Below are 24,399 nucleotides of genomic sequence, written 5' to 3' on the forward strand. Positions count from 1 at the left end.
GCCGGATCGTGGGGCTCGGGCGGGCCGGGGCCCGGCTGGGCGGGCGGACGCGGGTCATCCGAGCAGCGGGCGCCGGCGCGCGCGTTGCTCGACGTAGGTCTCGCGGGCGGCCCGGGTGGCGTCGACGGTCGAGACGGCGGCAACGGGCACGTCCCACCAGCCCTCGCCGTCGGGGGCGGTGACGAGCGGGTCGGCGTTGATGTGGATCAGGGTCGGGCCGTCGGCGGCCTTCGCGGCGGTGAGCGCCTCGCCGAGGTCCTCGATGGCGCGCGGGGTGGGGTCGATCTCGAGGACGTCGAGGCCGTAGCTGCGAGCGTTGGCGGCGAGGTCGACGGGCAGGACGTCCCCGCGCTGGAAGTTGCGGGCGGCGGGGTCGTAGCGGCGGTACCGGGTGCCGAACCGTTCGGAGCCGACGGACTCGGAGAGGTTGCCGATGGAGGCGAACCCGTGGTTCTGCAGCAGCACCACGATGATCTTGAGGTTCTCGGCGACGGCGGTGACCAGCTCGCTGTGCAGCATGAGGTAGGAGCCGTCGCCGACCATGACGATGACGTCGCGGTCCTCGCCGGCGGCGTCGACGGCGCGCCGCACGCCCAGGCCGCCGGCGATCTCGTAGCCCATGCAGGAGTAGGCGTACTCGACGTGGTAGCCGAGCGGGTCGCGCACCCGCCACAGCTTCTGCAGGTCCCCCGGGAGGGAGCCGGCGGCCTGGACGAGGACGTCCTGCGGGTCGCTGGCGCGCTGGACGGCGCCGATGATCTCCGGCTGGCCGGGGACGTCGCGGCCGGAGGGGGTGAAGGCCTTGTCGACGACGCTGTCCCAGCCGGCCTTCTCCCGGGCGAGCTGCTCGGCGTAGCCGGCCTCGATCCGGTGGCCGGCCAGCTCGGTGGCGAGTGCCTCGATCCCGGCGCGGGCGTCGGCGACGAGCGGCAGCGCGGTGCCGTGCTTGTGGGCGTCGAACGGGGCGACGTTGAGGTTGACGAACGTGACGTCGGGGTGCTGGAAGGCGGTGCGGGACGCCGTCGTGAAGTCGCTGTAGCGGGTACCGATGCCGATGACGACGTCGGCCTTGGCGGCGGTGCGGTTCGCGGCCAGGGATCCGGTGGCGCCGACGCCGCCGAGGTTGGCGGGGTGGTCCCAGACGAGCGCGCCGCCGCCGGCCTGGGTGGTGGCGACCGGGATGCCGGTGGTCTCGGCGAAACTGCGCAGGGCGTCCTCGGCGCCGGCGTAGAGCACGCCGCCGCCGGCGACGACGAGCGGGCGGCGGGCGCCGCGGATGGCGTCGACGGCGCGGGCGAGCGGGCCGGGCTCGGGTAGCGGGCGGCGCAGGTGCCACTCCCGCGGCGCGAGGAACTCCTCGGGGACGTCGAGGACCTCGGCCTGGACGTCCTCGGGCAGCGCGATGGTCACCGCGCCGGTCTCGGCGGGGTCGGTGAGCACCCGCATGGCGGACAGCGCGATGGAGTAGAGCTGCTCGGGGCGCTGGACGCGGTCGAAGAACTTCGACAGCGGCCGGAACGCGTCGTTGACGCTGAGGCCGGTGTCCCAGGGCTGTTCGAGTTGTTGCAGCACGGGGTCGGCGACGCGGGTGGCGAAGGTGTCGCTGGGCAGCAGCAGGGCGGGCAGCCGGTTGGTGGTGGCCAGCGCGGCGCCGGTGAGCATGTTGGTCGCGCCCGGTCCAACGGAGGCGGCCGCGGCGAAGGTGGCCCGGCGCCGGCGCATGCGCGCGTAGCCGACGGCCTGGTGGACCATGGCCTGCTCGTTGCGGGCCTGGTAGTAGGGCATGAGGTCGGGCCGGTCGTCGTTGAGCTGCTTGAGCGCCTGACCGACGCCGGCGACGTTGCCGTGGCCGAGGATGCCGATGACGCCGGGCACGGTGCGTTCGCGGATGTCGCCGTCGACGGTCCACTGGTGGGCCAGGAACTCCACGAGTGCCTGGGCCACGGTCATGCGTCGGGTGGTCACTGCGGGTCCTCTGGTCACTGCGGGTCCTCCTTGGCGCCGTAGGGCAGCCGGGGGTCGGTCTGCTGGGCCGGCCACGTCTCGCGGATCCAGGCGTGGGCGGGGTCGTCGCTGATCAGCCAGGCGCGTTCCGGGTCCGGTCCGGCCATAACGTTGAGGTAGTAGAGGTCGTAGCCGGGGGCGGCGACGGCGGGGCCGTGGTAGCCGTAGGGGACCAGGGCGATGTCTCCCGTCCGCACAACGGCGTTGATCTCGATCTCGCCCGCAGGCGAGGAGTAGGTGCTGAACAGCCCGAACGCGGTGTCCGGGTCGACGGCACGCGGCCCGGCACCGGCACGCGGCCCGGCACCGGAACCGGCACGCGGCCCGGCACAGGAACCGGCACGCGGCCCGCCATCGGCACCGGACGCCGGGTCCCCGCCGGGTCCGGTGCCGGCAGCCCCACCGGCCCCACCGGCCGCGGCGGCTTCCGCCGCCGCCTCGGGCGCGGACTCGAAGTAGTAGATCTCCTCCAGGCGGACCTCCTCGCCGGGGACGCGGGTGTCGTGCTTGTGCTCGGGGTAGGAGGACCAGTTCCCGGCCGGCGTGATCACCTCGCACACGATGAGCCGGGCCGCGTCGAGCACCGGCGGCGTGCCGAAGTTGTGCACCTGGCGGCTGGCGGCTCCGGCGCCGCGCAGTTCGACGGGCGTCTCCTCGGCGGCGACGTACCGGGCCGGCCGTACCTCGTTCGTCGGGGAGGACGCGACGGCGACCCGCCCCTCGCCGAGGATCGACCCGGTGACGCCGGCGGGCAGGTAGAGCACGTCGCTGGGCCCGTCGAAGACCGAGGCGCGCCCGGCGAGATGCGTCGTCGTCGGCCCGGCCGCTTCCGGTTCGGCGTGGGTGACCGTGCACGAGCCGGCCAGCGGAATGACGATCCGCTCCACGCCGTCGTCGTCGAGCGCCGCCGGTGTGCCGGGCGTCAGTTCGACAACGGCGAGCCCGGTGTGTGCCCAGCCGGGCGTGGTGCTGTCCACCACGGACTGCCAGTCGCCGCGGGCGAGTGCTCCGCGGCGGTGGAACCAGCGGTCCTGGCTCATCTGCCCTCCTTCGGGTCCGCGCCTCCGCGCTCGGGGTGTCCGGGTCGGGTCGGTGTGGCGGGTCAGATCGGGTGTCCGGCTCAGTCGTGCTGCGGGAAGCCGAGGTCGACGCCGCTGCGCGTGGCCGGGTCGGGCCAGCGACTGGTGATCGCCTTCTCCCGGGTGAAGAAGTCGAAGCCGTGGGCGCCGTAGGCCTTGGCGTCGCCGAACAGGGAGGACTTCCAGCCGCCGAAGGAGTGATAGGCCACCGGGACCGGGATGGGCACGTTGATGCCGATCATGCCCACCTCGATCTCGTGCTGGAAGCGGCGGGCGGCTCCGCCGTCGGCGGTGAAGATCGCGGTGCCGTTGCCGAACGCGCCGGAGTTGATGAGCTCGACGCCGTCCTGGAAGGACTCGACGCGGACCACCTCGAGAACCGGCCCGAAGATCTCCTCGGTGTAGGCGCGGGAGGTGGTCGGGACGTCGTCGATGAGCGTGGGGCCGAAGAAGAAGCCGTCCTCGCGGCCCTCGACGGTGTAGCCGCGGCCGTCGACGACGATCTTGGCGCCGTCGGCCTCGGCGATGTCGACGTACCCGGCGACCCGCTCGCGGTGCTGGCCGGTGATCAGCGGACCCATGTCGGGTTCGCCGTCGGGGCCGCCGGCGCCGTCGCCGACCCGCAGCCGGCCGATGCGGTCCCGGATACGGGCCACGAGCTCGTCGGCGACAGGCTCGACGGCGAGGACCACGGAGACGGCCATGCACCGCTCCCCCGCGGCGCCGTAGCCGGCGCTCACGGCCTGGTCGGCGGCGTGGTCGAGGTCGGCGTCGGGCAGGACGAGCATGTGGTTCTTCGCGCCGCCGAGCGCCTGGACGCGTTTGCCGTGCTTGGCGGCGGTCTCGTAGATGTATTGGGCGATCGGGGTGGAGCCGACGAACGAGATCGACTGCACGTCCGGGCTGGTCAGCAACCCGTCGACGGCGGTCTTGTCGCCCTGCAGCACGGTGAAGACACCGTCGGGCAGGCCGGCCTCGTGCCAGAGGCGGGCCAGCCACAGCGAGGCCGAGGGGTCCTTCTCGCTGGGTTTGAGGACGACGGCGTTGCCGGCCGCGATGGCGACGGGGAAGAACCACATCGGCACCATGGCGGGGAAGTTGAACGGGCTGATGACGCCGACGACGCCGAGCGGCTGGCGCAGCGAATACACGTCGACGCCGGACGAGGCGTTCTCGGAGTAGTCGCCCTTGAGGTGGCTCGGGAAGCCGCAGGCCAGGTCCACGACCTCCTGGCCGCGGGCGATCTCGCCGAGCGCGTCGGAGCGGACCTTGCCGTGCTCAGCGGTGATGAGATCGGCGAGCTCGCCCTTGCGGGCCTCGAGCAGCTCCCGGAACGCGAACAGCACGGCCTGGCGCTTGGCGATCGAGTAGTCGCGCCAGGTCCGGTACCCGCGTTCGGCGGAGGCGATCGCGGCGTCGATCTCGGTCTGGTCGGCGAGCGCGACGTGGGCAGTGACGGCCCCGGTGGCGGGGTTGTGCACCGCGCTGGTGCGGCCGCCGTCCGGGGCGTAGGTGGCGCCGTCTATCCAGTGGCCGATGACGGGGACGCCGGCGTCGTCGCAGATGGCGGCGCCGCGGGCGTCGGCCCCGCCGGCGGCACGGGCGGTGGATGCCGCGTCGGTGGTGCTCATGTCAGTCTCCTCGATTCGCGGGTCAGCGGGTTGGGGTGGCGGCCCGGGTGGGGTGGACCAGGCCGGCCGCCTGGTCGACGGCCCCGGCGACGTCGTCGTCGGGCGGGTACAGCAGGGTGCGGCCGACGGTCAGGCCGCGCACGCCGGGCAGGTCGAGTGCGCGCTCCCAGGCGGCGAAGGTCCCCTCCTGGTCGGACGAGTCGCCGCCGAGCAGCACGGTGGGCAGCGTCGTCGCCTCGAGGACGCGCTCCATGTCCGCGACCACCGGCAGCTTCATCCAGGTGTAGGCGCTGCTGGCCCCCAGTCCGGAGGCGATCGCCACGGACTCGATCACGGCGTCGGTGCTCAGGTCGTTGACGATCCGGCCATTCTCCCAGCGGCTGAGGAACGGTTCCAGCATGATCGGCAGCCGGGCGGCGGCGGCCGCGGTGACCGCGCGGGCGGCGGCCTCCAGTGCGGACGCGGTGGCGCTGTCCGCGCGGTCGATCCGCAGCAGCAGCTTCGCCACGTCCACGCCGGCGTCGACCATCGAGGCGACGTCGTAACCGGTGTAGCGGTCGTCGATCTCGAAGGCGGAGCCGCGCAGGCCCCCGCGGTTCATCGAGCCGACGACGACGCGGTCCTCCAGCAGTCCGAGGGCGGCGAGGTCGTCGACGACGTCGGGGGCCGCCAAGACGCCGTCGACGCCCGGCCGGGAGAGTGCGACGGCGAGCCGGTCCAGCAGGTCGTAGCGGTTGGCCATCGCGGCCGGGTCCGAGCCGACGCCGAGGGATCCGCGAGCGGGGTGGTCGGCGGCGACGACGAGCAGGCGGCCGTCGTCGGCGAGGACCTCCCGGCGGCGGCGGGCGGCCAGCGCGCCGGCGATCTCCTCCGGTCGGCGGGCGCGCGTCTCGCGCAGCCGGGCGAACGCCTCACCGGTGAGCGGGCTGGGCACCATCAGCCGTCCCCCGGCAGCTGCGCCTCGACCTCGGCGGTGGCGGGCATCGCCGTCGAGCACTCGCGGCGCCCGGCGACGATGGCACCGGCGACGTTCGCGAACCGGAGGACGCGCTCGAGGTCCCAGCCGGAGAGCAGGCCGTGGCACAGCGCGCCTCCGAAAGCGTCGCCGGCGCCCAGGCCGTTGACGACGTCGACGGCGTACGGCGGGACCTCCACCGTCTCCTCGGCGGTCCTGGCGAGGACGCCCTTCGGGCCCTGTTTGACGATCGCCAGCTCTACGCCGCGCTCCAGCAGGGCGTCGGCGGCCCGGTCCGGCTCGGTCTCGCCGACCGCGACCTCGCACTCCTCGCGATTGCCGACGGCGACCGTGGCGGTCTCGAGCACGCGGGCGATCTGCGCGGTGGCCTCGCCCGGCTCCGGCCAGAACACCGGGCGGTAGTCGAGGTCGACCACGGTGTGCGGGGTCCGGCCGCGGGCGGTCAGCGCCGCGTGATGGGCCGCACGACTGGGCTCGCGGCTCAGGCCGGTGACGGTGACCCAGAAGATGCGCGCGCCGCGGACGGCCTCCAGGTCGAGGTCGTCGGGTGCGACGTTGAGGTCGGGGGCCTTGGGTTCGCGGTAGAAGTAGATCGGGAAGTGGTCCGGCGGAAAGATCTCGCAGAACGTGATCGGCGTCTTCAGGGCCGGGTCGACGCAGACGAACCGCGGGTCGACACCGAGGTCGGCGAGCTCGCGGAGGAGGTAGCGGCCGAACGGGTCCTCGCCCACCCGGGAGACGAGGGCCGCGCGCAGCCCGTGGCGCGCGGCCGCGACGGTGACGTTGGCGGCGCTACCGCCGAGGTACTTGCCGAACGTCCGCACGTCCTCGAGGCCGACGCCGTCCTGCAGCGGGTAGAGGTCGACGCCGAGGCGCCCCATCGCCACGAGGTCCGTCTGTGGTGGTCCGCCGGCCATGCTCCCGCCCGTCCGTCGACATCGATGGAATGTCAGGACAATATCCCTTGCTCGCTGGTGAGCAACACCCCTGCTGGCCAGACAATGCGCCTTCTTGGCCGCGTCCCTCACGCTCGGCCGTGCCCTCACCCTCAGCCGCAACCCGTAGTTGTGCCCAGAAGTGCAGTAGATCGCTCGTTTGGGCACCACTAGCAGCGGGCAGCCGGACTTCCGCCCGGCTGCGGAGACAAACGCGGCACTAGGTAGGGTTGTCCCGACATTACGTGGAAGGTCACGGACGGAGGTCACTGGTGAGCGACGACGTCGTGTGGCCGGACGAGTTGTTCGCCGATCTCGATCGGACCGGCCCGGTGCCGCTGTACTTCCAGATCTCGAATCGCCTGGAGACGGCGATCCGGGAGGGGCGCATCCCGGCCGGATCCCGGCTGGAGACCGAGATCGGCATCGGACAGCGGCTCGGCCTCTCCCGCCCGACCGTGCGCCGGGCGATCCAGGAGCTGGTCGACAAAGGTCTGCTGGTCCGGCGGCGGGGCGTCGGCACCCAAGTCGTGCACGGCCAGCTCACGCGGCAGGTCGAGCTGACGAGCCTGTACGAGGACCTGCAGAGCTCGCACCACGAGCCGGGCACCACCGTCCTCACCCACGAGCTACGGCCCGCGACGGACCGCGTCGCGGAGAATCTGGGCGTCGAGCCGGGCACCGACGTCGTCTATCTCCGACGACGACGCACCAGTGACGGCGTGCCGGTCGCCGTGCTGGAGAACTACCTGACGTCGGCCTTCGCCGACGTGACGACCGAGCAGCTCGAGACCCAGGGCCTGTACCAGATCCTGCGCGCCCGCGGCGTGACGATCCGGGTAGCCAAGCAGCAGATCGGCGCCCGGCGCGAGCAGGACGACGAGGACGAGCTCCTCGACATCGGCTCCGGCAGCCCGGTGCTGACCATGGAACGGATCGCCTACGACGCCAGCGGCCGGGCGGTCGAGTACGGGCAGCACTGCTACCGGCCGGACATGTACAACTTCGCGACGACCCTCATCGCGAAGTAGCTCGCCTCCCCGCCCCCGCCCGGGCGCCGAGTCGTCACTCTTGTGCCGAGTTGTCATCTCTCGACGTCGAGAGATCTCTTCGCACAACTTTGACAAGTGGGCACACCGATGACGAGTCGGCACAGGACTGACGAGTCGCGGGCCGGCCACCGTGCGGGAGGGAGGCGTTCGGCTCGCGGTCAGTCGAAGTAGTGCGGCACGTCGATCGCGCCCCCCTGGGCGGCGAACTCGGCGTGGACGGCGTCCCGGATACCGGGGTCGACGAGATAGTCCAGCGCGGTCAGCGCCAGGCCGACGGCACCGTCGACGGCGCCGTCGTGCGCCGCCTGGCTCGCCGCCGCCGCGGCGAAGCCGGTGGTGTGGAGCGCGACGTCGGGCTCGGCGATCTTGATCAGCGGATGCATCCCCGGGATCCGGTAGCTGACGTTGCCGAAGTCGGTGGACGCGGCGACGGTCTCGGACAGCACCCCGCCGGGCAGCGGAGCGCGCCCACGGCGGCGCTGGGCGGCGACCCAGCGCCGGGTGAGCGCCTGGTTGGTGCGGACCGGCAGGGACGGCAGAGCGCCGTCGTCCCAGGCGATCTCCACCTCGGTGCCGGTCATCAGGGCGGCCCCGCGGGCAACGTCGTCCAGGCGCCTGGAGAGGTCCTTGAGCGTGTCCGGGTACTTCGAGCGCGCGTACAGCCGCATGACGGCACGTTCCGGGATGACGTTCGGGCTGGTGCCGCCCTCGACGACGGTGGCGTGGATGCGGTCGACGGGCGGCATCTGCTGCCGTAGCAGGCCGATCCCCTGGTAGGCCAGGTTGGCGGCGTCGAGCGCGTTGCGACCCATGAACGGTTGGGCCGAGGCGTGCGCAGCGCGACCGGTGAAAGTCCAGGTCAGGAGCCGACGGCCGAGCCAGACCTGCTCGGCGACGTCATGCGGGTAGGGGTGGACCATGACGGCGGCGTCGAGGTCGTCGAAGGCACCGTGCCGGGCGAGGACCTCCTTGCCGCTGTGTCCCTCCTCCGCCGGCGTGCCGAGCAGGACGACGCGGCCGGCCGGCGCGTCGTGGCCGGACATAACCTCGCGCAGCGCGAGAAAGGCACCGACGCCGGCCGCCGCGATGACGTTGTGGCCGCAGGCGTGGCCGATGCCGGGCAGAGCGTCGTACTCGGCGCAGATGGCGATGGTCGGACCACCCTCGCCCGACGACGGCGCGGTACCGAGCTCGGCACGGAAGGCGGTCTCGACGCCGTGCACCCCCAGCTCGGCGGGGATGCCGTGACGACGGACCAGATCGACGAGGAGCCGGGCACTCTGGTGCTCGGCGAATGCGGTCTCCGGGTGGGCGTGGAGCGTCTCGACCACCTTGCCGAGCTCCGGCCGGAGCTGCTCCACCGCCTGTTCGACGGCGGTCGCGAGGGCCGGTGGCGCCCCGGCTCGGTCGGCTGCGGATGCGCCAGCGGGCTCGTCATCGCGCACACCGGAAGGTTCAGCCGTGCCGCCCGAGGCCCCTCCGCCGTCGTCCCGGCCCGCCATCACCCGGGTGCGCGCCGCAGTCTCGTCGGCCAGGTGGTCGAGGTAGGCGCTGGAGGGCGGGGTCGGCCGGCTCATAGCGCCATCGTAAGGAGGTGCCATCGCCGGCACCGGCGGCGGAACACCTGCACGACGGGCCCGGTTGCGATCTGAGACACGACCGGGCACGCCGGATCCGTCGGGACGTGCGTAGGGCACACTCTGCGCCAAGCCGAAGGCCGGGCAGGCCGATGACCGGGCAGCACGAGGGAGGGCGCCCCGTTGAGCACATCAGTGACCACCACCCGCACCGACCGGTTCCTCGCGCAGATCGAACGCGTCGGCAACAAGCTCCCGGAACCGTTCGCCCTGTTCCTCATCCTGTTCGGCCTCGTCGCCCTGGTCTCCAGCGTCATGGCCTGGGCGGGCGTCACGGTGCAGATGCCGGACAGCGACGAGGTGCGTCAGATCAACGGGCTCTTCACCGCGGAAGGCCTGACCTGGCTGACGGAGAACCTCGGCGCGAACTACATCGGGTTCCCTCCGCTGGTCACGGTGCTGCCGATCCTGCTTGCCGTCGGAGTCGCCGAGAAGTCCGGCCTGCTGTCCGGCGTCATCCGGGCAGTCTTCGGATCGGCACCGAGGTGGGCGCTGCCCTACGCGGTCGGCGTCGTGGGCGTGGCCGGCAACGTCATGTCGGACACGGCCTTCGTCGTCATCCCGCCGCTGGCGGCCATGGTCTTCCGGGCGGCGGGTCGCCACCCGGTGGCCGGCCTGCTGGGCGGGTTCGCCGCGGCGGGCGCCGGCTACTCGACCAACTTCCTCGTCACCAGCATCGACGCACTCTTCGCCGGCATCACGGACGGGGTCGTCGGGATCCTGTCCGACCCCGGCGCCCCCGTCACCCCCGTCTCCAACTGGTGGTACAACATCGTCTCGGCGCTGTTCCTCGCGGCCGTGGCCGGCTTCCTCATCGACAAGGTGCTGGAGCCTCGGCTGGTGCGGCAGGGCGTCTCGGTGGACCGGCTCGACGACGGAGCGCACGAGGGCGGCGACGAGCTCACCGCCGACTCGACCCCGCGGGAGCGCCGCGCTCTGGTCGTCGCGCTGATCGCCCTGGCGGTGACCGCCGCCGCGCTCGCGGCGGCCGTGCTGGTGCCCGGCTCGCCCTGGCGGAACGAGGACGGCGGCTATCTGCCGTCCTCGCCGCTGCTCGACTCCATCGTCTTCCTCGTGTTCACGCTGTTCATCGTGCCCGGCATCGCCTACGGCGTCGTGGTCCGGACGATCACGACGTTCGAGGACGTGCCGAAGATGTTCGGCCAGGCGCTGCAGGACATGCTCGGCTTCCTCGTCGTGGCGTTCATCCTCGGTCAGTTCATCGCCCTGTTCACCTGGACCGAGGTGGGCTCATGGATCGCGGTGGCCGGCGCGAGCTTCCTCGAGTCGATCAACATGACCGGCTACGGCGCGATCCTCGGCTTCCTGGTCCTGGCGTCGGTGCTGAACCTGTTCATCATCTCCGGCTCGTCGCTGTGGACGATCATGGCCGCGGTCTTCGTGCCGATGTTCGCGCTGATCGGGTACGAGCCGGCGTTCACCCAGGCGGCCTTCCGCGTCGGTGACTCGGCGACCCAGATCATCACCCCGCTGAACCCGTACATGGTGGTGCTGCTGGCGTACCTGCGCCGGTGGGAGCCCGAAGCCGGTCTCGGGTCGGTCATGGCCCGGCTGCTGCCGTTCACCGTCTGCTTCTGGCTGGTGTGGGCGGCGATCCTGACGGTGTTCTTCGTCCTCGACCTGCCGATCGGCCCGGGTAACGGCATCTTCCTCGAGGGCTGACCCGTTCCCGCCCGCGTCCTTTGCCCCACGTCCCGCCGGCCCGCCGGCCCGCCGAGAGCGGACAGTTGAGTCAAGAGCGGTTGTTTGAACGTCCGCTCAAGGCACAGGTTTCCGCTCTCGGCGGGGAGGGCGCCGCCGCTCTCGGCGGGGAGGGCGCCGTCGCGCTCGGAATAGTCCGGCGGCCCGGCCTGCTGGACGTACACAGGTGACCCGACCCGGAGGACCGCCGTGACCCAGCCGAAGATCTACGCCCTGCACGAGAACCCCGAGTGGTTCCCGCCGTTCGCCGAGGCATTCGCCGCTGAGGGCCTGCCCATGGAGGAGTGGCTGCTCACCGAGGGCACGCTCGACCTCGACGCCGAACCGCCCGAGGGCATCTTCTGGTCCCGGATCAGCGCGTCGTCGCACACCCGGGAGCACCACCTGAGCAAGGACTACACGCGCGCGGTCCTGGCCTGGCTGGAAGCGCACGGTCGACGTGTGGTCAACGGCCGCCGGGTCCTCGAGCTCGAGATGAGCAAGGTCGACCAGCTCTCCCATCTGCGGGCCGCCGGCATTGCCACGCCCAAGACGGTCGCCGCCGTCGGGCGCGAGCAGATCCTCGCCGCCGCGAAGGGCTTCCCGACACCGTTCGTCACCAAGCACAACCAGGGCGGCAAGGGCCTGGGAGTGCGCAGGTTCGACGACGTCGCCGACCTCGAGGCTTACGTGCGCTCGGAGGAGTTCGAGGAGCCGGAGGATGGGATCACGCTCATCCAGGAGTACGCCGCGCCGGCGAACGGAGCCATCACCCGTGTGGAGCTGGTCGGCGGCGAGTTCGTCTACGCGATCTACGCAGATACCATCCGGGGCGGCTTCCAGCTCTGCCCAGCCGATGCCTGCGCCGTCGACCCAGACACCGGCAAGCCGATCATCCCGCCGGGCGCCTCGCTCGCGCCCGAGCCCGGCCAGAGCTTGTTCTCCCTGCGCGAGGGTTTCGACGCTCACCCGATCGTCGGCCAGTACCTGGAGTTCCTGCGCCGGGTGGGCGTGGAGATTGCCGGGATCGAGTTCATCGAGACGGCCGACGGTCGCCTGCTGACGTACGACGTCAACACCAACACCAACTACAACGCCGAGGTCGAGGCCGTGGCACAGCGATCCGGTCCGCGGCAGATCGCGCGCTACCTCGGCGGTCTGCTGCACCAGGCGTACCCGCAGTCGGCCGGCGTCACGGCCGCGGGCTGACCTGGCGCGGAGCCGTGGGCGCAAGCCGATGAGTGAGGACGACGCCGCCGCGCGGCTTCGCTCGCGGCTCGCCGAGGTCGAGGCGCGTCTGGCCGGGCAGCGCCGGCTCGTCGACGGGATCGTCGAGGCGGCGCGTGACGCGAATTCCGACGACGAGCACGACCCGGAGGGCGCGACGCTCGCCTGGGAACGGCAGCAGGCCGGGGCCATGGTGGCGCGAGCCGCCGCCGAGCGTGCGGAGCTGCTCGCCGCCCTCGAGCGGGTGGCCGCCGGCAGCTACGGACGGTGCGAGGTCTGCGGCCAGGCGATCCCTGCGGCACGGCTCGAGGTCCGGCCGGCCACGACGCGGTGCGTGCAGCACGCAGGCTGAACGGCGCCCCTCCCGGGCGAGTCCCGGGCCAGGCCGACGCTGTCGAATCGGACCACGTCGCTGCCTACTGGGCCGCCGTGCACGGTCGGTGTGTGCCGAACGTTTATCGGCACTTTCCCGTCCCTTTTACCAGTCTTCCCCCGCGCGCCTTAGCGTCCGGTGACGTCAAACGTCATCAAGGAGATCGGAAAACCTCAGCATGCTCAGGCGTCTACTCCCCGGCTGCGCTGTGGCCGTGACGGCGGCCGTCCTCGTTCCTGGTTCTGCGTCGGGATCTGTCCCGTCCGGCGAGACCGCCCGTGGCGTCGTGTACGAGGATCGCAATGACAACGGCCGGCGCGACGCCGGTGAGCCCGGCATTCCGGACGTCGCCGTCTCCAACGGTCTCGATGTCGTGACCACCGACGACGACGGCAGGTATGCCCTGCCTGTGGACGACGAGACCATCATCTTCGTCTCGAAGCCGGCGGGGTACATGGTCCCGGTCGACGACGACCAGCTCCCACAGTTCTACTACCGCCACTACCCGAACGGGACTCCCCACGAGCTGCGCTACGGCGGTATCGAGCCCACCGGGCCACTCCCGGAGTCGGTCGACTTCGCGCTCGTTCCGCAGGAGGAGGAGCCCGACGTCTTCGACGCGGTGGTCTTCGCTGACACGCAGACCACCACCTCAGGCGAGCTTGCGCAGCTGCAGGAGGACATCGTCGACGAGCTGGTGGGCACCGACGCCGCTTTCGGCCTAACGGTCGGGGATGTCGTCAACGACCCGCTGAACCTCTACGCCGAGCACAACAGCATCATGAGTGAGATCGGCGTGCCGTGGTGGAACATCCCGGGCAACCACGACATGGATTACGACGCCCCCACCGACGAGCACGCTACCGACACGTTCAAGTCGGTGTTCGGGCCGACCAACTACTCGTTCACCTACGGTGACGTGCACGTGATCGGCCTCGACAACGTCGAGCACCTCGGACCCGACGAGGGCTATCGCGGCCACTTCTCCGACGAGCAGCTTCAATGGGTCGAGAACGACCTCGCGCTCGTCCCCGAGGACAAACTCGTCGTCATTGCCACGCATATCCCACTTCGGACCGGCGCCACGGACTCCCCAGCTGTGAACACCGGCAATCTCGACCAACTCCTCGCGCTGCTCCAGGGCCGCGAGCACGTCTACAGCTTCGCCGGGCACGACACCTCGAACAGCTGGCACTCCTGGTTCGGCCCGGAGGACGGCTGGCAGGGCGACGAGCCCTTCCACCACCAGGTCCTCGCTGAGGCTCGTGGCGGCGGATGGAGCACCGGACCCATCGACGAGCGTGGGGTGCACGCGGCCGACATGGCCGACGGAAACCCCAACGGCTACTACACGATGAGCTTCGACGGCCCCGACTACACGTCGAGGTATCAGCCGGCCAGCCTGCCCGCCGACTTCCAGCTGCGGCTGAGCTTCTCCGGCGGCCGGGGCGACGTCATGCACGTGCCCGGTGGTCCCAGCGGGTCAGGCGACTTCGCGGAGCCGGTTCAGTACCACCCGCGCGACTGGGACGCCGAGCACGGGCCGACGCCGACGGTGACGGCGAACGTCTTCGACGGCGGCTCGCGGCACACGGTCGAGATGAGCATCGACGGCCGTCCCTTCGCACCGATGCAGCTCTCGGAACCCGCCATGGACCCCTACGTCACCGCCCTGCACGAGATGTACCAGGGGACCGACGAGCAGCCCGTCGCACCCGAGCCATCGTCCCACCTGTGGACGGCCGCGCTGCCGAACAACGTCCGCCCCGGCGATCACACCGTGACCGTGCGGTCCACCGACCCGTACGGTCACGCGACCGAGCGGACCACGGAGTTCGAGGTGGTCACCGGACGGCCACCCGCACGCTGACTCCTCCACGACCGTACGAGCGCCGACCCCGGCGCTGACAGTGCCCCACGGGCTTCCGTGGGGCACTGTTCGTCCCGCCGTGAACCACGGCCTCGGTCGCCGCGTTCTCTCAGGCGTCGAACTGGTCGGCCACGTGCCGCAGCACCTGGGCCATCCGCTGACCGTTCTCCGGGTACTTGCCGCGGTGCAGCTGGTTCGAGGCGCGATCGAGCGCCTTGATGAGGTCCTCGATGATCGGGACCATCTCCTCCGGCTTCCGGCGGTGCATCTTGGCCACCGACGGCGGGGCCTCGAGCACCTGGACGGAGAGCGCGGACGGCCCCTTGCGGCCGTCGGCGATACCGAAGTCGACGCGGGTGCCCGGCTTCAGCGTGGCGCCGCCGGGCACCGCAGACGCATGCAGGAAGACCTCGCCACCATCGTCGCTGGTGATGAAGCCGAATCCCTTGTCGGCGTCGTACCACTTCACCTTGCCGGTAGGCACGGAACTGACCTCTTGCTCTCTCTACGTAGATGAAGGCGCCGGCAGGAGCCGGCGCCACGTCCTGACCTCCAGGATACCGGGCCGAACGCGTCCGGGCGCGCCGTTATGCCCCGCCTCGCACGCACGCCCACGCGTCGGCGCCGTAATGTGGAGCGGATGGCACCGACGGCTGGGACCCAGGAGCTTGCCGCCGCCCTTGACCGGCGGGACGACGCGAGCCTGGCCGCGCTGCTCGAGGCGCGGCCCGATCTCGCCACCCCGGCGCCGTCGTCGCTGACCTCGCTGGCGGCGCGGGCCGCCTCCCGGCCGAGCGTCGAACGCGCCCTGGCGGGGCTGAACGCCGTCGAGCTGGCGGTGGCGGAGACCGTGACCGCGCTCGCACCGCTCGACCGCGCCGACCGGGAGGCCGTCTCCCGCGCCGTCGGGCTCGACGCGGGGCCGGCGCTCGCCCGGCTCGAGGACCTCGCACTGACCGTGGACGCGGCCCCACTCGCAGGCCTGCCCGAGGCGCTCGGCCCGCACCCGGCCGGGCTCGGGCCGACGCTCGCCGAGCTCGACGCCTCCTTCGAGCAGGACGGCCCGCCGGCGCCGACCGATGCCGAGTCGCTCCGGGCGGTTCTCGACGGCGCGCCCTCGACCGCCGTCCGCACGCTGGAGGCGCTGACCTGGGGCCCGCCGGTCGGGACGACGGCGCAGCATGTCCCCGAAGGGGCCGACTGGCTGCTCACCCACGGCGTCCTGCGCCGCCTGTCCCCCACCCAGCTCGTGCTGCCGCGAGAGGTGGGACTCGCCGCGCGTGACGGCCGCACGTGGCGCGAGCCGCCACGTCCGCCGGAGCCGGACTATCGCTCGGTGCCCGCCACAGTGGTGGACGCCGAGGGTGCGCGTGCCGGCGAGGAGGTGGTGCGACTGGTCGGCGCGTTGCTGGCGACCTGGCGGGAGGAGCCGGCCAAGATTCTCCGCGCCGGCGGCGTCGGCGTGCGCGAGCTGCGCCGCACCGCCGGCGCGCTCGACGTCGAGGAGCACCAGGCCGCTGTGCTCGCCGAACTCGCCGGCATGGCCGGACTGCTGGGCCAGGACGGCGACGACCAACCGGTGTGGGTCCCGGCGCGCAGCGCGCACGACTGGGCCGACGACACGCTCCCCCTGCAGTGGGCGCAGCTCGCCCTCGCCTGGTTCGACTCGGCGCGCGCGCCGTGGCTGGTGGGCACCCGCGAGAACGACGCCCTGCGTTCGGTCCTCGAGCCCACACTGGAACGGGGCTGGGCGGTCGAGCTGCGCCGGCGGGTGCTGGACGCCCTGGCCGAGATCCCGGCCGGCCACTCCCCCACGCCGGAACAGGTGCACGAACTGCTCGCGTGGCAGCGTCCGCGCGCCACGGCTCCCGAATCGACCGTCGCTGCGGTCCTGGAGGAGGCGGCGTTGCTCGGCCTCACCGGTGCGGGAGCGCTGACGAGCGCGGGGCGGGAGCTGCTGGCGTCACGGCGAGAGGACGCGGTGGCGGAGGCGTTCGCGGGTCAGCTCCCTGAGCCAGTCGGCGAGCTGCTCGTCCAGGGCGACCTGACCGGCGTCGTCCCGGGCCGTCCTGAGCCCGACCTGGGCGCGCTCCTGGAGCGGTGCGCCGAGGTCGAGTCACGCGGGTCGGGCCTGACGGTGCGGTTCACGCCCGCGTCCGTGCGCCGGGCTCTCGACGCCGGGATGGGCGCGGACGAGCTCCTCGCCCAGCTCGCGGAGTACTCGCGCACCCCGTTGCCGCAGGCCCTCGAGTACCTGGTGCGCGACGCCGCGCGACGGCACGGCCAGGTGCGCGTCGGCGCCGCGCAGGCCTATCTCACGGTGGCCGACGAAGCCCTGGGCGCCGAGCTGGTGGCGAACCCGTCGCTGGCAAGCCTGTCGCTGACAGCCCTGGCTCCCACGGTGCTGGTCTCCGGCGCCGCCCCGGCCGACGTGCTGCGCGTCCTGCGCCAGGCGGGTCTCGGGCCGGTCCCCGAGGGCGCCAACGGCGTCATGGCGGTCCCTGCACGGCGCCGGCCGGGAGCCGTGCCGACCCACCCCGGGGCGGCGGTCAGCACGTACACCAGACGGCCCGACCCCGAGGACCTCGGTCGCACGATCGCCCGCATGCGGGCCGGGGAGGAACAGGTCCGCCGCGACGTCGAATGCCGCTCGGTCGAGGGCCCGGTCGCCACCGACCCCGTCCACGCCCTGGAACTCCTGCGGACCTCCGCGGCGGCCGGCGAGGAGGTCGAGATCGTCGTCGTCGGTGCGCTCGGAACGACCGAGCGGCGCCGGGTGCGGCCCCTGAGTGTCGACGGCGGGCGCGTTCGAGTGGCGGATCTCGACCGCGAGGTGGAGCTGACCGTGGCCGTCCACCGGATCACCTCGGTCGCCACGCCGTCCACCGCGTGACGCTGATGCCACCGCGTCCACAGATCGAGCATCAGGCGTTTCTCGAATGTCTGTTCGACTCCTTAGCGTGACCGCATCGACGCCGACCGGCGTCGGAGCCGAACGGAAGGAGTGGTCATGTGTCTGCGGTGCGACGGCATGTCGTCGGAGGAGATCCGCGCGGTTCAGTTGGGCCTCATCGAGCGCAATGGGTGGATGGTCCAGTTCGTCGAGGGCGACGCGAGGCACGAGCCCTGGGGCTACACGGTCGGCTTGACCCGCTACCACGATCATCCGGAGCTCCTGGTCAGCGGCCTCTCTCCGGACGTCACCGTAGAGCTGCTGAATTGGCTGGGGCACGTCGTGGCCGTCCACGAGCGGTTGGTGGAGGGAATGGTCATCGAGGGCGACGACGGCGTCCGGATCCTCCTCGCTGGCGTGGACGACCCCACCTGCATGGTGACGGCACAGGAGATCTACAACCCGGACGGTGCCCGGCTGGTGCCCGGGCTGCAAGCCGTCTGGTCCGACGAGCACGGCAACTGGCCCTGGCAGACCGGGTGGCACCTCGGAGCGCGGCAACGGCTGTTCGCCAGTCCCCCGCAGGCGGCTTAGGCAGCGTCGGCGCACCACCGTCCGGCCCTCGACGCTGCGCCCGGCCTGCCATCATGCCGTCATGGGTGAGCGCAACGTTCTGGGCGGTGAGCTGGGAGAGTGTGGCGAAGACCCGGTGACCGGCTACTACCGGACCGGCCGGTGCGTCGCCGACGAGGCGGATCTGGGCAATCACAGCATCTGTGCGGTGATGACCCAGCAGTTCCTCGAGCAGCAACGCCGGGTGGGCAACGATCTCCTCACGCCCAGGCCGGAGTGGCGCTTCCCGGGGCTGGCGCCGGGCGACCGCTGGTGCGTCGTCGCGGCCCGGTGGCTGCAGGCGCACTCCGAGGGCGTCGCCGCGCCGGTGGTGCTGGAGTGCACCCACGAGCGTGCGCTCGAGGTGGTGCCGTTGGAGTTGCTCAAGCACTACGCGGTGGACGTTCCCGACGACGTCAGCGGGCTGGAGTGAACACCCGGCGGTCCGCGGCGAGCGGGGCGAGCGAAAAGCCGTGCGCGTTCTGCGCGATCGTCGACGGCGCACCCGCCCACCGGGTGCTGGAGACGGACGAGACCGTCGCCTTCCTCGACATCCGCCCGGTGTTCAAGGGACACGTGCTGCTGGTGCCGCGCCGGCACGTGGTCACCCTGCCGGACCTGCCCGCCGACCTGCTGACGCCGTACCTGGCTGCGGTGCAGCGGCTGGCGACGGCGATGGTCGACGGGCTCGGCGCGCAGGGGTCCTTCGTGGCGGTGAACAACGTGGTCAGCCAGTCCGTCGCGCACCTGCACACGCACGTCGTGCCGCGGACAAAAGGGGACGGACTGCGCGGGTTCTTCTGGCCGCGCACCACGTACGCCGACGACGGTGAGGCCGCCGATTACGCGACCCGGCTGCGGGAGGCACTGGAGCGGTGACGGCCGGGCCCGCCGATCAGCGCCCGGCGCGCCGCTGCTCCCGCCGTTCCTCGGCGAGGGACCGGTGGATCGCCCAGGCGTCGGCGACCGGCCCGAGGTGGGCGAGTTTGTCCGGGTTGACCACCGCCCGAACCGTCTGGATACGGCCGTCAGCGACGTCGATCGCCATGACGGTCAGGACCTTGCGGTCGGGATCCCGGACGATCATGCCCGGCTGACGATTGACCTCATGCGGCTCGATGATGAGGTTCGCGGCGGGCAGCATCGCCGCGAAGGAGTCGAAGGCCCGGGTGACGTTCTCCAGCCCGGACACGGGCCGAGCGAAGGCGGGTGCCTTGCCGCCGCCGTCGCCGATCATCTGCACGTCCGCGGCAAGCAGTTCGCGCAGCCCGTCGACATCGCCCTCCCGGAAGGCGTCAACGAACCGCGCCGCCAACTCCTCATGCTCGCGGCGGTCCGCCTCGAACCGGGGCCTGCCCTCCTCCATGTGCCGGCGGGCGCGGACCGCCAACTGCCGGCACGCGGACTCCGAGCGGTCCACGGCGGTCGCGATGTCGGCGAAGGGGAATCCGAAGACCTCGTGCAGAACGAACACGGCCCGTTCCAGCGGGCTGAGCCGTTCCAGTAGGAGCAGGGCGGCCATGGAGACCGAGTCGGCGAGCTCGGCGGAGCGCTCGGGGTCCTCGTACACCTCGTCCAGCACAGGCTCAGGGAACCACTCACCGGTGTACTCCTCGCGCCGGACCCGTGCCGAACGGAGGACGTCGATGGCGATGCGGGTGACGACGGCGGAGAGGAAGGACTTGGTGTTGCGCGGGACCGTGTCGGTCGAGACGTAGCGCAACCAGGTCTCCTGCACCGCGTCCTCCGCCTCGCTCACGCTGCCCAGGATCCGGTAGGCGATGGCGAAGAGCAGCGGCCGCAGCTCGGTGAACTCCTCTGTCCGGGACACCACGTCAGGCTGCCACGGTCCGGGCGGCGGCGTCGGATCGGCTGGTGCGTGCGCCGCGGGGCCAGCGGACGAGGCCGGGCGCGTACCGGGCGGTCCAGACAGTTCGGCCGATGCCTTTCAGGACGAACTCCTTGTAGCCGGCGGTTGCCCGTCCCGTCCACGGCGTACCCGTGGCGACGTCCTCCCGCGTGGTCAGCTGCAGCACGGCGTCACCGGGGCCAAGTGCGACGCACCGGCCCAGATACCCCATGTCGAACGGGGCCGGTTCGCCTGACCTGCGCCCCAGGGCCTCCTGCCCCAGCAGGTCGGCAGCGTGAGCCCCGGAGGAGAACGCGAACGGGCAGCACATGCTGTGCCGCTGGTCCCGCGGGCCCGGGGCATGGCCCGCGTCGCCGACGGCCATCACGTGCGGGTGCGAGACGGACTGCAGCGCAGCGTCGGTCAGCGCCGCGCCGTGCTCGTCCACCGCGAGGCCGGCCTGGCGGGCCAGCGGCGGCGCCGTGAACCCGCCGCACCAGACGGTGAGGTCGGCCGGGACCTCGGCGCCGTCGTCGAGCAGGACCCGGCCGGGCTCGACGGCCCGGGCCCGGGCCTCGCCGACCGTCTCGACGCCGAGCCGGCGCAGCCGATTCCGGACGTGCTCGGCACCTGCGGGGGTGAACCATCCGCCGACCTCGCCGGATGTGATGAGCCGGACGCGCACGTCCGGACGGGCGGCGGCGAGCTCGGTGACCGTCTCCAGGCCGGTGAATCCGCCGCCCACGACGGCGACTTGGGCGCCGGGGTGCAACGACGCGAACGCGGCGCGCAGCCGGCGGGCCGAGCCGAGGTCCCCGACGGCGTGGACGTGGTCACCGCCGGGACCCGGCGCGGGTTCGGTGACGCTGCCGGTGGCGAGGACGACGCGGTCGAAGCCGACGCGCCGCTCGCCGTCGTCGGTGGCCACGGTGACCTGCCCGGCCTGCGGGTCCAGACCGGTGGCATAGCCCTGGAGCAGGCTCACCCGGGGTCCGAGGATGGTCCGCAGATCCGGGGCGGCGATGGTCTGCCCGGCCGCGACCTGGTGCATCCGCAGGCGGTGGACCAGAGTGGGGCGCGGATTCACGACGGTGATGTCGGCGCGGCCGCGGGAGCGGCCGGCGAGGCGGACCGCGGCCATGCCGCCGGCGAAGCCGCCGCCGATGACCAGCACGCGCATCCGGTTCTTTCCTGCATTCAGGGTGTGTGTCGAGGTGTTCATACCCTCGAGACGAGCCGGCCACCTGCCGCCGTGACACGGCCGTCCCGAGCCGCGATCCACGCCCCCCATGCTGGGGCACTGGCGTAGCCGTTCGCCCACGCCTACTGCCGCGTCTGGAACCGCACGATCCGTTCGATCGCCTCAGCGACCGCGTCCCGGCCCGCTGCGAGGGAGAGCCGGACGTACGTGCCGCCATGGGCGCCGTCGAAATCGATCCCCGGCACCAGCGCCACGCCCTCCCCCTCGAGCAGGGCCGCCGCCCAGGCGGCTGCGTCCGGGTAGTCGCCGAGCTTGTCGGCGAGGTCGGCGTAGAGGTAGAAGGCACCGTCGGCCGGGGCGACCGTCCCCCAGCCCAGCCGGTCGAGCTGGTCCAGCAGCAACGCGCGGGTGGCGGCGAACTCAGCGACGCGGGCGTCGGCCTCGGCGTACGACTCCTCGCTGAAGGCGGCCACCGAGGCGGCCTGGGCCGGCGCCGGCGGGCACAGCGCGACGTTGCCGGCGAGGGCGTCCACGGCCCCGCGCAGGTCGCCGGGGACCAGCGCCCAGCCCAGCCGCCAGCCGGTCATGCCCCAGTACTTGCTGAAGGAGGAGACGACGACGGCGGACGGCTCGGCGTCGCCACCGTCAGCCTCGGCCTGCCAGGCGCACACGCCCCGGGCATCCGGCACCGACGGATCGTCCGGGTAGGTGATGCCGTGGTAGATCTCGTCGCTGACCAGGCGGACGCCGTGGGTGCGGCACCAGTCGCTCAGCGCGGTCAGCTCGCTGCGGCTGACCATGGTCCCGGTCGGGTTCGCCGGCGAGGCGATGACCAGCCCGGCGAGCGGCCCGTCGGCCTGGACGGCGTCGAGCGCGGCCGGCGTGGGCTGAAACCGCTCCGCCGGCCCGCAGTCGATCTCGACGACCTCGCAGCCGAGCGCGCCCAGGATGTTGCGGTAGGCCGGGTATCCCGGGCGGGCGAGCGCCACTCGGTCGCCGACGTCGAAGGCGGCGAGGAAGGAGAGCAGGAACGCGCCGGACGAGCCGGTGGTGATCGCGACCTGGCCGGGGTCCACCTCGAGGTCGTACCAGCGCCGGTAGTGCCCGGCGATCGCCTCCCGCAGCGGGTGCACGCCCAGCGCCGGGGTGTAGCCGAGGTCCGCGCGGTCGGCGTGAATCTGCTGGGCGCGGGCGTGCACGGCCGCGGGCGCGCCGCCGGACGGCTCGCCCGCGCAGAGGGAGACCACGTCCCGTCCCTGCCCGCGAAGTTCGGCGATCCGGTCCAGGATGCGCATGACCTCGAACGCCGGGACCGCGGATCGCTGCGAGACGTGCATGGTTCGAGGGTACGGGCGGGCGCGGCGGCGCCGCAGTCGCGCCCGGTGTCAGCGCTCGCCGGGCTCGGCCGGCCGTTCGGTGCGCCGGGCGTAGTACGTCCACGGGAACCACCCATCGCCGACGACGTGCCAGCCGTCGGCCTCCATGCGGGCGCGGCGCGGACCGAGTGCCGTCACGCGCCGGTGCTCCCACTGAACGGTGTCCTTGACGAGATCATGGAAGAAGGGCCCGTACCCGATCGAGTGCCAGCCCTGGCGGCCGTAGCGTGCGAGCTCGTCCATCTCGTCGAAGGCCGTCACGGGTGACAGGCGCCAAACCTCGCCCTCGTCCGGTGAGGTCGCGACCGCGCCGGAGGCTGAGTCCGGGCCGAGGCCGAACCGCTGCTGCGCCGCCTGACGGGTCATGCCGAGCCGTGCGCCGATACGGCTCCAGCTCACGCGCTGCCGGCGGGCGCCCGCAACCGCTTCCCGCAACAACGCGGAGGACTCCTCGGCCAGCACATTCGTGAACTCGACGAGCTCCTCAGAAGCGACCGCGTCGCCGTGCTCCTGACGCCGGACGGCCTCCGGGCGCGACTCGGCGATCACGGTCCGGAGTGCCTCCCGCACCGCCATTCGGGACTCCTCTATCCGTGCTTCCTCACCCGTTGCCTCGTTCGCTCGCTGCGGGTCCGGCGAGGGGGCGCCTTCCGGTCCCGGCCGGGCGGCCTCATTGGTCACCGTTACCTCCGCGACCACAGTGCGCGTCGTCGTCCGGGCGCCGCAGTCGCGCCGGGCCACGAGACCTCGGGGCCAGCGCGACGGTCGTCGCACCCATCGCCGCCACACCGACGAGCGCGAGCACGATGAGCGCGATCGTGATCCAGAGCGTCTCGATTCTCATCGACACGAGAAGCAGCGCGAAGATGGGCGGCAGGAACAGCGCGGGGACGAGTGCGGCCCAACGAGTGCTGCGACCGGACTCTCCCTCGCCGGGCGGCCGGAGGAGTGGTGTCTGCTCGTCCATGTGTCAACACTATCTTGACATCACCGCCGTACGTCAAGCGCAGGTTGACAGACCGGCCGCCCCGCCGCCATCCGTCGCTGTCGACGGGCGAGCCGCGCGTTGCGCCTCTACGCTCGCCAGCACCGACGAATGACGGAGGCACTGATGCTGGCGCAGCTGGTCCGCAAGCTGGAAGAACTGACGGCCCTGGATGATGTCGTCGATCGCGTATCCGACCTGGCGAACTCGGCGCTGCCGCCGGGTGAGCTCAAGGACGCCCTGCACGGCAAGCATCTGGGGCACGCGTTGCACCCTGCGCTGGTGGCGCTGCCGATCGGGTTCACCATCGCCGCCACGCTGCTGGACTTCTGCGGTGACGAGCAGGATCGCCCGGCCGCCCGACGCCTCGTTGGGGCGGCGCTCCTCCTCACGCCACCGACCGCGGCCTCCGGGATGGCGGACTTCTCCGAGCTCGGGCAGAGCAAGCGGCCGAAGCGCGTAGGCCTGGTGCACGCCGGAACCAACGCCGCCGCCTCCGTGTTCTTCACCGGAAGCTGGCTGGCGCGGCGAGCCGGTCGGCACCGGACCGGGCAGGCGCTCAGCCTCCTCGGGCTGACCGGTCTCGGTCTCGGCGGGTACCTCGGCGGCCACCTGGCCTACAGCCAGGCCGTCGGCGTGAACCGGAACGCTGATCACACGCCGGAGCCGTCGAGCTGGACCGACGTCGCCGGGATCGACGAGCTCGCCGACGGTCCGATCCGCGTCGAGGTCGCCGGACAGCCCGTGATGCTGGCGAAAGCCGACGACGGCCGCACCTACGCCGTCGGCGCCGTGTGCAGTCACCTGGCCGGCGACCTCGCCGAGGGCGAGCTGACCGGGGACTGCGTGGTGTGCCCGCTGCACGGCAGCACCTTCCGGCTGCAGGACGGCGGCGTCGTCTCCGGCCCGGCCACCGCGGCGGTCCCCGCCTACGACGTCCAGACGCTCGGCGACCGGGTCACGATCCGCGCACAGAACTGACGGCTGGGCGATCCCGG

Annotated in this window: 22 protein-coding genes; 10 read left to right on the forward strand and 12 right to left on the reverse strand. The window is 72.3% G+C overall.

Translation table 11 applies throughout. The annotated features are described in order from the left end of the window. Positions 1 to 54: 54 nt before the first annotated feature. From iolD to iolC, 5 genes are all read right to left on the reverse strand, one after another. Positions 55 to 1,950, reverse strand: a complete 1,896-nt coding sequence (gene iolD / locus ACFSE6_RS06380) for a 3D-(3,5/4)-trihydroxycyclohexane-1,2-dione acylhydrolase (decyclizing) (protein WP_388004042.1) — start codon at positions 1,948 to 1,950, stop codon at positions 55 to 57. A gap of 29 nt (positions 1,951 to 1,979) precedes the next feature. Then, on the reverse strand, positions 1,980 to 3,044 hold the full coding sequence (locus tag ACFSE6_RS06385) for a 5-deoxy-glucuronate isomerase (RefSeq protein WP_388003712.1): 1,065 nt from the start codon (positions 3,042 to 3,044) through the stop codon (positions 1,980 to 1,982). A gap of 80 nt (positions 3,045 to 3,124) precedes the next feature. Continuing rightward, the gene (locus tag ACFSE6_RS06390; RefSeq protein WP_388003715.1) at positions 3,125 to 4,714 is read right to left on the reverse strand and encodes a CoA-acylating methylmalonate-semialdehyde dehydrogenase; all 1,590 of its coding nucleotides are present in this window, start codon (positions 4,712 to 4,714) and stop codon (positions 3,125 to 3,127) included. A gap of 22 nt (positions 4,715 to 4,736) precedes the next feature. Next, positions 4,737 to 5,651, reverse strand: a complete 915-nt coding sequence (locus ACFSE6_RS06395; protein WP_388003718.1) for a Cgl0159 family (beta/alpha)8-fold protein — start codon at positions 5,649 to 5,651, stop codon at positions 4,737 to 4,739. Further along, complete coding sequence (gene iolC, locus ACFSE6_RS06400; protein ID WP_388003721.1) at positions 5,651 to 6,607, reverse strand: 5-dehydro-2-deoxygluconokinase; 957 nt, start codon at positions 6,605 to 6,607, stop codon at positions 5,651 to 5,653. Before iolC ends, ACFSE6_RS06395 begins: the two co-directional genes overlap by 1 nt. Before the next feature lie 287 nt (positions 6,608 to 6,894). Between iolC and ACFSE6_RS06405 the strand changes: the two genes are divergently transcribed. Next, positions 6,895 to 7,656, forward strand: coding sequence for a GntR family transcriptional regulator (locus tag ACFSE6_RS06405; RefSeq protein WP_388004045.1), 762 nt, complete (start codon positions 6,895 to 6,897; stop codon positions 7,654 to 7,656). Between the two features lie 179 nt (positions 7,657 to 7,835). Here ACFSE6_RS06405 and ACFSE6_RS06410 read toward each other — a convergent pair whose 3' ends face one another. Then, on the reverse strand, positions 7,836 to 9,254 hold the full coding sequence (locus ACFSE6_RS06410; protein WP_388003724.1) for a M20 family metallopeptidase: 1,419 nt from the start codon (positions 9,252 to 9,254) through the stop codon (positions 7,836 to 7,838). 183 nt (positions 9,255 to 9,437) lie between these two features. On the opposite strand from ACFSE6_RS06410, the gene ACFSE6_RS06415 reads away from it, so the two are divergent. From ACFSE6_RS06415 to ACFSE6_RS06430, 4 genes are all read left to right on the forward strand, one after another. Then, positions 9,438 to 10,997 (forward strand): AbgT family transporter, encoded by a 1,560-nt coding sequence (locus tag ACFSE6_RS06415; RefSeq protein WP_388003727.1) that lies wholly within the window; start codon positions 9,438 to 9,440, stop codon positions 10,995 to 10,997. A gap of 228 nt (positions 10,998 to 11,225) precedes the next feature. Further along, the gene (locus tag ACFSE6_RS06420; RefSeq protein WP_388003730.1) at positions 11,226 to 12,224 is read left to right on the forward strand and encodes an ATP-grasp domain-containing protein; all 999 of its coding nucleotides are present in this window, start codon (positions 11,226 to 11,228) and stop codon (positions 12,222 to 12,224) included. Between the two features lie 28 nt (positions 12,225 to 12,252). Then, positions 12,253 to 12,594 (forward strand): TraR/DksA family transcriptional regulator, encoded by a 342-nt coding sequence (locus ACFSE6_RS06425; RefSeq protein WP_388003733.1) that lies wholly within the window; start codon positions 12,253 to 12,255, stop codon positions 12,592 to 12,594. Between the two features lie 235 nt (positions 12,595 to 12,829). Beyond that, positions 12,830 to 14,485 carry a calcineurin-like phosphoesterase C-terminal domain-containing protein gene (locus tag ACFSE6_RS06430; protein WP_388003736.1) on the forward strand — a complete coding sequence of 552 codons (1,656 nt, stop codon included), beginning with the start codon at positions 12,830 to 12,832 and terminating at the stop codon, positions 14,483 to 14,485. A 109-nt stretch (positions 14,486 to 14,594) separates the two neighbouring features. On the opposite strand, the gene ACFSE6_RS06435 is transcribed toward ACFSE6_RS06430, so the two are convergent. Then, positions 14,595 to 14,969 (reverse strand): cold-shock protein, encoded by a 375-nt coding sequence (locus ACFSE6_RS06435; protein ID WP_388003739.1) that lies wholly within the window; start codon positions 14,967 to 14,969, stop codon positions 14,595 to 14,597. Positions 14,970 to 15,125: 156 nt separating this feature from the next. On the opposite strand from ACFSE6_RS06435, the gene ACFSE6_RS06440 reads away from it, so the two are divergent. The 4 genes from ACFSE6_RS06440 to ACFSE6_RS06455 all read left to right on the forward strand — a co-directional run bounded on the left by ACFSE6_RS06440 (position 15,126) and on the right by ACFSE6_RS06455 (position 18,869). Next, entirely contained in the window at positions 15,126 to 17,378 is a 2,253-nt protein-coding gene (locus ACFSE6_RS06440) for a helicase-associated domain-containing protein (RefSeq protein WP_388003742.1), read from the forward strand. Positions 17,379 to 17,495: 117 nt separating this feature from the next. After that, positions 17,496 to 17,972: a DUF4262 domain-containing protein gene (locus ACFSE6_RS06445; protein WP_388003745.1), complete on the forward strand. Its 477-nt coding sequence runs from the start codon at positions 17,496 to 17,498 to the stop codon at positions 17,970 to 17,972. A gap of 61 nt (positions 17,973 to 18,033) precedes the next feature. Next, positions 18,034 to 18,423: a DUF2237 family protein gene (locus ACFSE6_RS06450; RefSeq protein WP_388003748.1), complete on the forward strand. Its 390-nt coding sequence runs from the start codon at positions 18,034 to 18,036 to the stop codon at positions 18,421 to 18,423. Next, entirely contained in the window at positions 18,420 to 18,869 is a 450-nt protein-coding gene (locus tag ACFSE6_RS06455; protein ID WP_388003751.1) for an HIT family protein, read from the forward strand. The genes ACFSE6_RS06450 and ACFSE6_RS06455 overlap by 4 nt, the downstream gene beginning before the upstream one ends. 16 nt (positions 18,870 to 18,885) lie before the next feature. On the opposite strand, the gene ACFSE6_RS06460 is transcribed toward ACFSE6_RS06455, so the two are convergent. The 5 genes from ACFSE6_RS06460 to ACFSE6_RS06480 form a co-directional block, all read right to left on the reverse strand. Continuing rightward, positions 18,886 to 19,821: an RNA polymerase sigma-70 factor gene (locus ACFSE6_RS06460; protein ID WP_388003754.1), complete on the reverse strand. Its 936-nt coding sequence runs from the start codon at positions 19,819 to 19,821 to the stop codon at positions 18,886 to 18,888. Positions 19,822 to 19,825: 4 nt separating this feature from the next. Continuing rightward, on the reverse strand, positions 19,826 to 21,061 hold the full coding sequence (locus ACFSE6_RS06465) for an NAD(P)/FAD-dependent oxidoreductase (RefSeq protein ID WP_388003757.1): 1,236 nt from the start codon (positions 21,059 to 21,061) through the stop codon (positions 19,826 to 19,828). A 101-nt stretch (positions 21,062 to 21,162) separates the two neighbouring features. Then, the gene (locus ACFSE6_RS06470) at positions 21,163 to 22,377 is read right to left on the reverse strand and encodes an aminotransferase class I/II-fold pyridoxal phosphate-dependent enzyme (protein WP_388003761.1); all 1,215 of its coding nucleotides are present in this window, start codon (positions 22,375 to 22,377) and stop codon (positions 21,163 to 21,165) included. A gap of 48 nt (positions 22,378 to 22,425) precedes the next feature. Next, entirely contained in the window at positions 22,426 to 22,992 is a 567-nt protein-coding gene (locus tag ACFSE6_RS06475) for a hypothetical protein (protein WP_388003764.1), read from the reverse strand. Positions 22,993 to 23,086: 94 nt separating this feature from the next. Next, positions 23,087 to 23,383, reverse strand: coding sequence for a hypothetical protein (locus ACFSE6_RS06480; RefSeq protein ID WP_388003767.1), 297 nt, complete (start codon positions 23,381 to 23,383; stop codon positions 23,087 to 23,089). Positions 23,384 to 23,512: 129 nt separating this feature from the next. On the opposite strand from ACFSE6_RS06480, the gene ACFSE6_RS06485 reads away from it, so the two are divergent. Next, the gene (locus ACFSE6_RS06485; RefSeq protein ID WP_388003770.1) at positions 23,513 to 24,382 is read left to right on the forward strand and encodes a Rieske (2Fe-2S) protein; all 870 of its coding nucleotides are present in this window, start codon (positions 23,513 to 23,515) and stop codon (positions 24,380 to 24,382) included. The last annotated feature ends 17 nt before the right edge of the window (positions 24,383 to 24,399 follow it).

It is taken from the genome of Georgenia deserti, assembly GCF_042680605.1.
Lineage (GTDB): Bacteria > Actinomycetota > Actinomycetes > Actinomycetales > Actinomycetaceae > Allobogoriella > Allobogoriella deserti.

Excerpts from the sequence above, each read along its gene's own strand:
- ACFSE6_RS06395 (WP_388003718.1), bottom strand. The coding sequence starts at position 5,651 with ATGGTGCCCAGCCCGCTCACCGGTGAGGCGTTCGCCCGGCTGCGCGAG.
- ACFSE6_RS06390 (WP_388003715.1), bottom strand. The coding sequence starts at position 4,714 with ATGAGCACCACCGACGCGGCATCCACCGCCCGTGCCGCCGGCGGGGCC.
- ACFSE6_RS06385 (WP_388003712.1), bottom strand. The coding sequence starts at position 3,044 with ATGAGCCAGGACCGCTGGTTCCACCGCCGCGGAGCACTCGCCCGCGGC.
- ACFSE6_RS06475 (WP_388003764.1), bottom strand. The coding sequence starts at position 22,992 with ATGGCGGTGCGGGAGGCACTCCGGACCGTGATCGCCGAGTCGCGCCCG.
- ACFSE6_RS06450 (WP_388003748.1), top strand. The coding sequence starts at position 18,034 with ATGGGTGAGCGCAACGTTCTGGGCGGTGAGCTGGGAGAGTGTGGCGAA.
- ACFSE6_RS06465 (WP_388003757.1), bottom strand. The coding sequence starts at position 21,061 with ATGAACACCTCGACACACACCCTGAATGCAGGAAAGAACCGGATGCGC.
- ACFSE6_RS06485 (WP_388003770.1), top strand. The coding sequence starts at position 23,513 with ATGACGGAGGCACTGATGCTGGCGCAGCTGGTCCGCAAGCTGGAAGAA.
- ACFSE6_RS06425 (WP_388003733.1), top strand. The coding sequence starts at position 12,253 with ATGAGTGAGGACGACGCCGCCGCGCGGCTTCGCTCGCGGCTCGCCGAG.
- ACFSE6_RS06470 (WP_388003761.1), bottom strand. The coding sequence starts at position 22,377 with ATGCACGTCTCGCAGCGATCCGCGGTCCCGGCGTTCGAGGTCATGCGC.
- ACFSE6_RS06440 (WP_388003742.1), top strand. The coding sequence starts at position 15,126 with ATGGCACCGACGGCTGGGACCCAGGAGCTTGCCGCCGCCCTTGACCGG.
- ACFSE6_RS06445 (WP_388003745.1), top strand. The coding sequence starts at position 17,496 with ATGTGTCTGCGGTGCGACGGCATGTCGTCGGAGGAGATCCGCGCGGTT.
- ACFSE6_RS06480 (WP_388003767.1), bottom strand. The coding sequence starts at position 23,383 with ATGGACGAGCAGACACCACTCCTCCGGCCGCCCGGCGAGGGAGAGTCC.
- ACFSE6_RS06410 (WP_388003724.1), bottom strand. The coding sequence starts at position 9,254 with ATGAGCCGGCCGACCCCGCCCTCCAGCGCCTACCTCGACCACCTGGCC.
- iolC (WP_388003721.1), bottom strand. The coding sequence starts at position 6,607 with ATGGCCGGCGGACCACCACAGACGGACCTCGTGGCGATGGGGCGCCTC.
- iolD (WP_388004042.1), bottom strand. The coding sequence starts at position 1,950 with ATGACCGTGGCCCAGGCACTCGTGGAGTTCCTGGCCCACCAGTGGACC.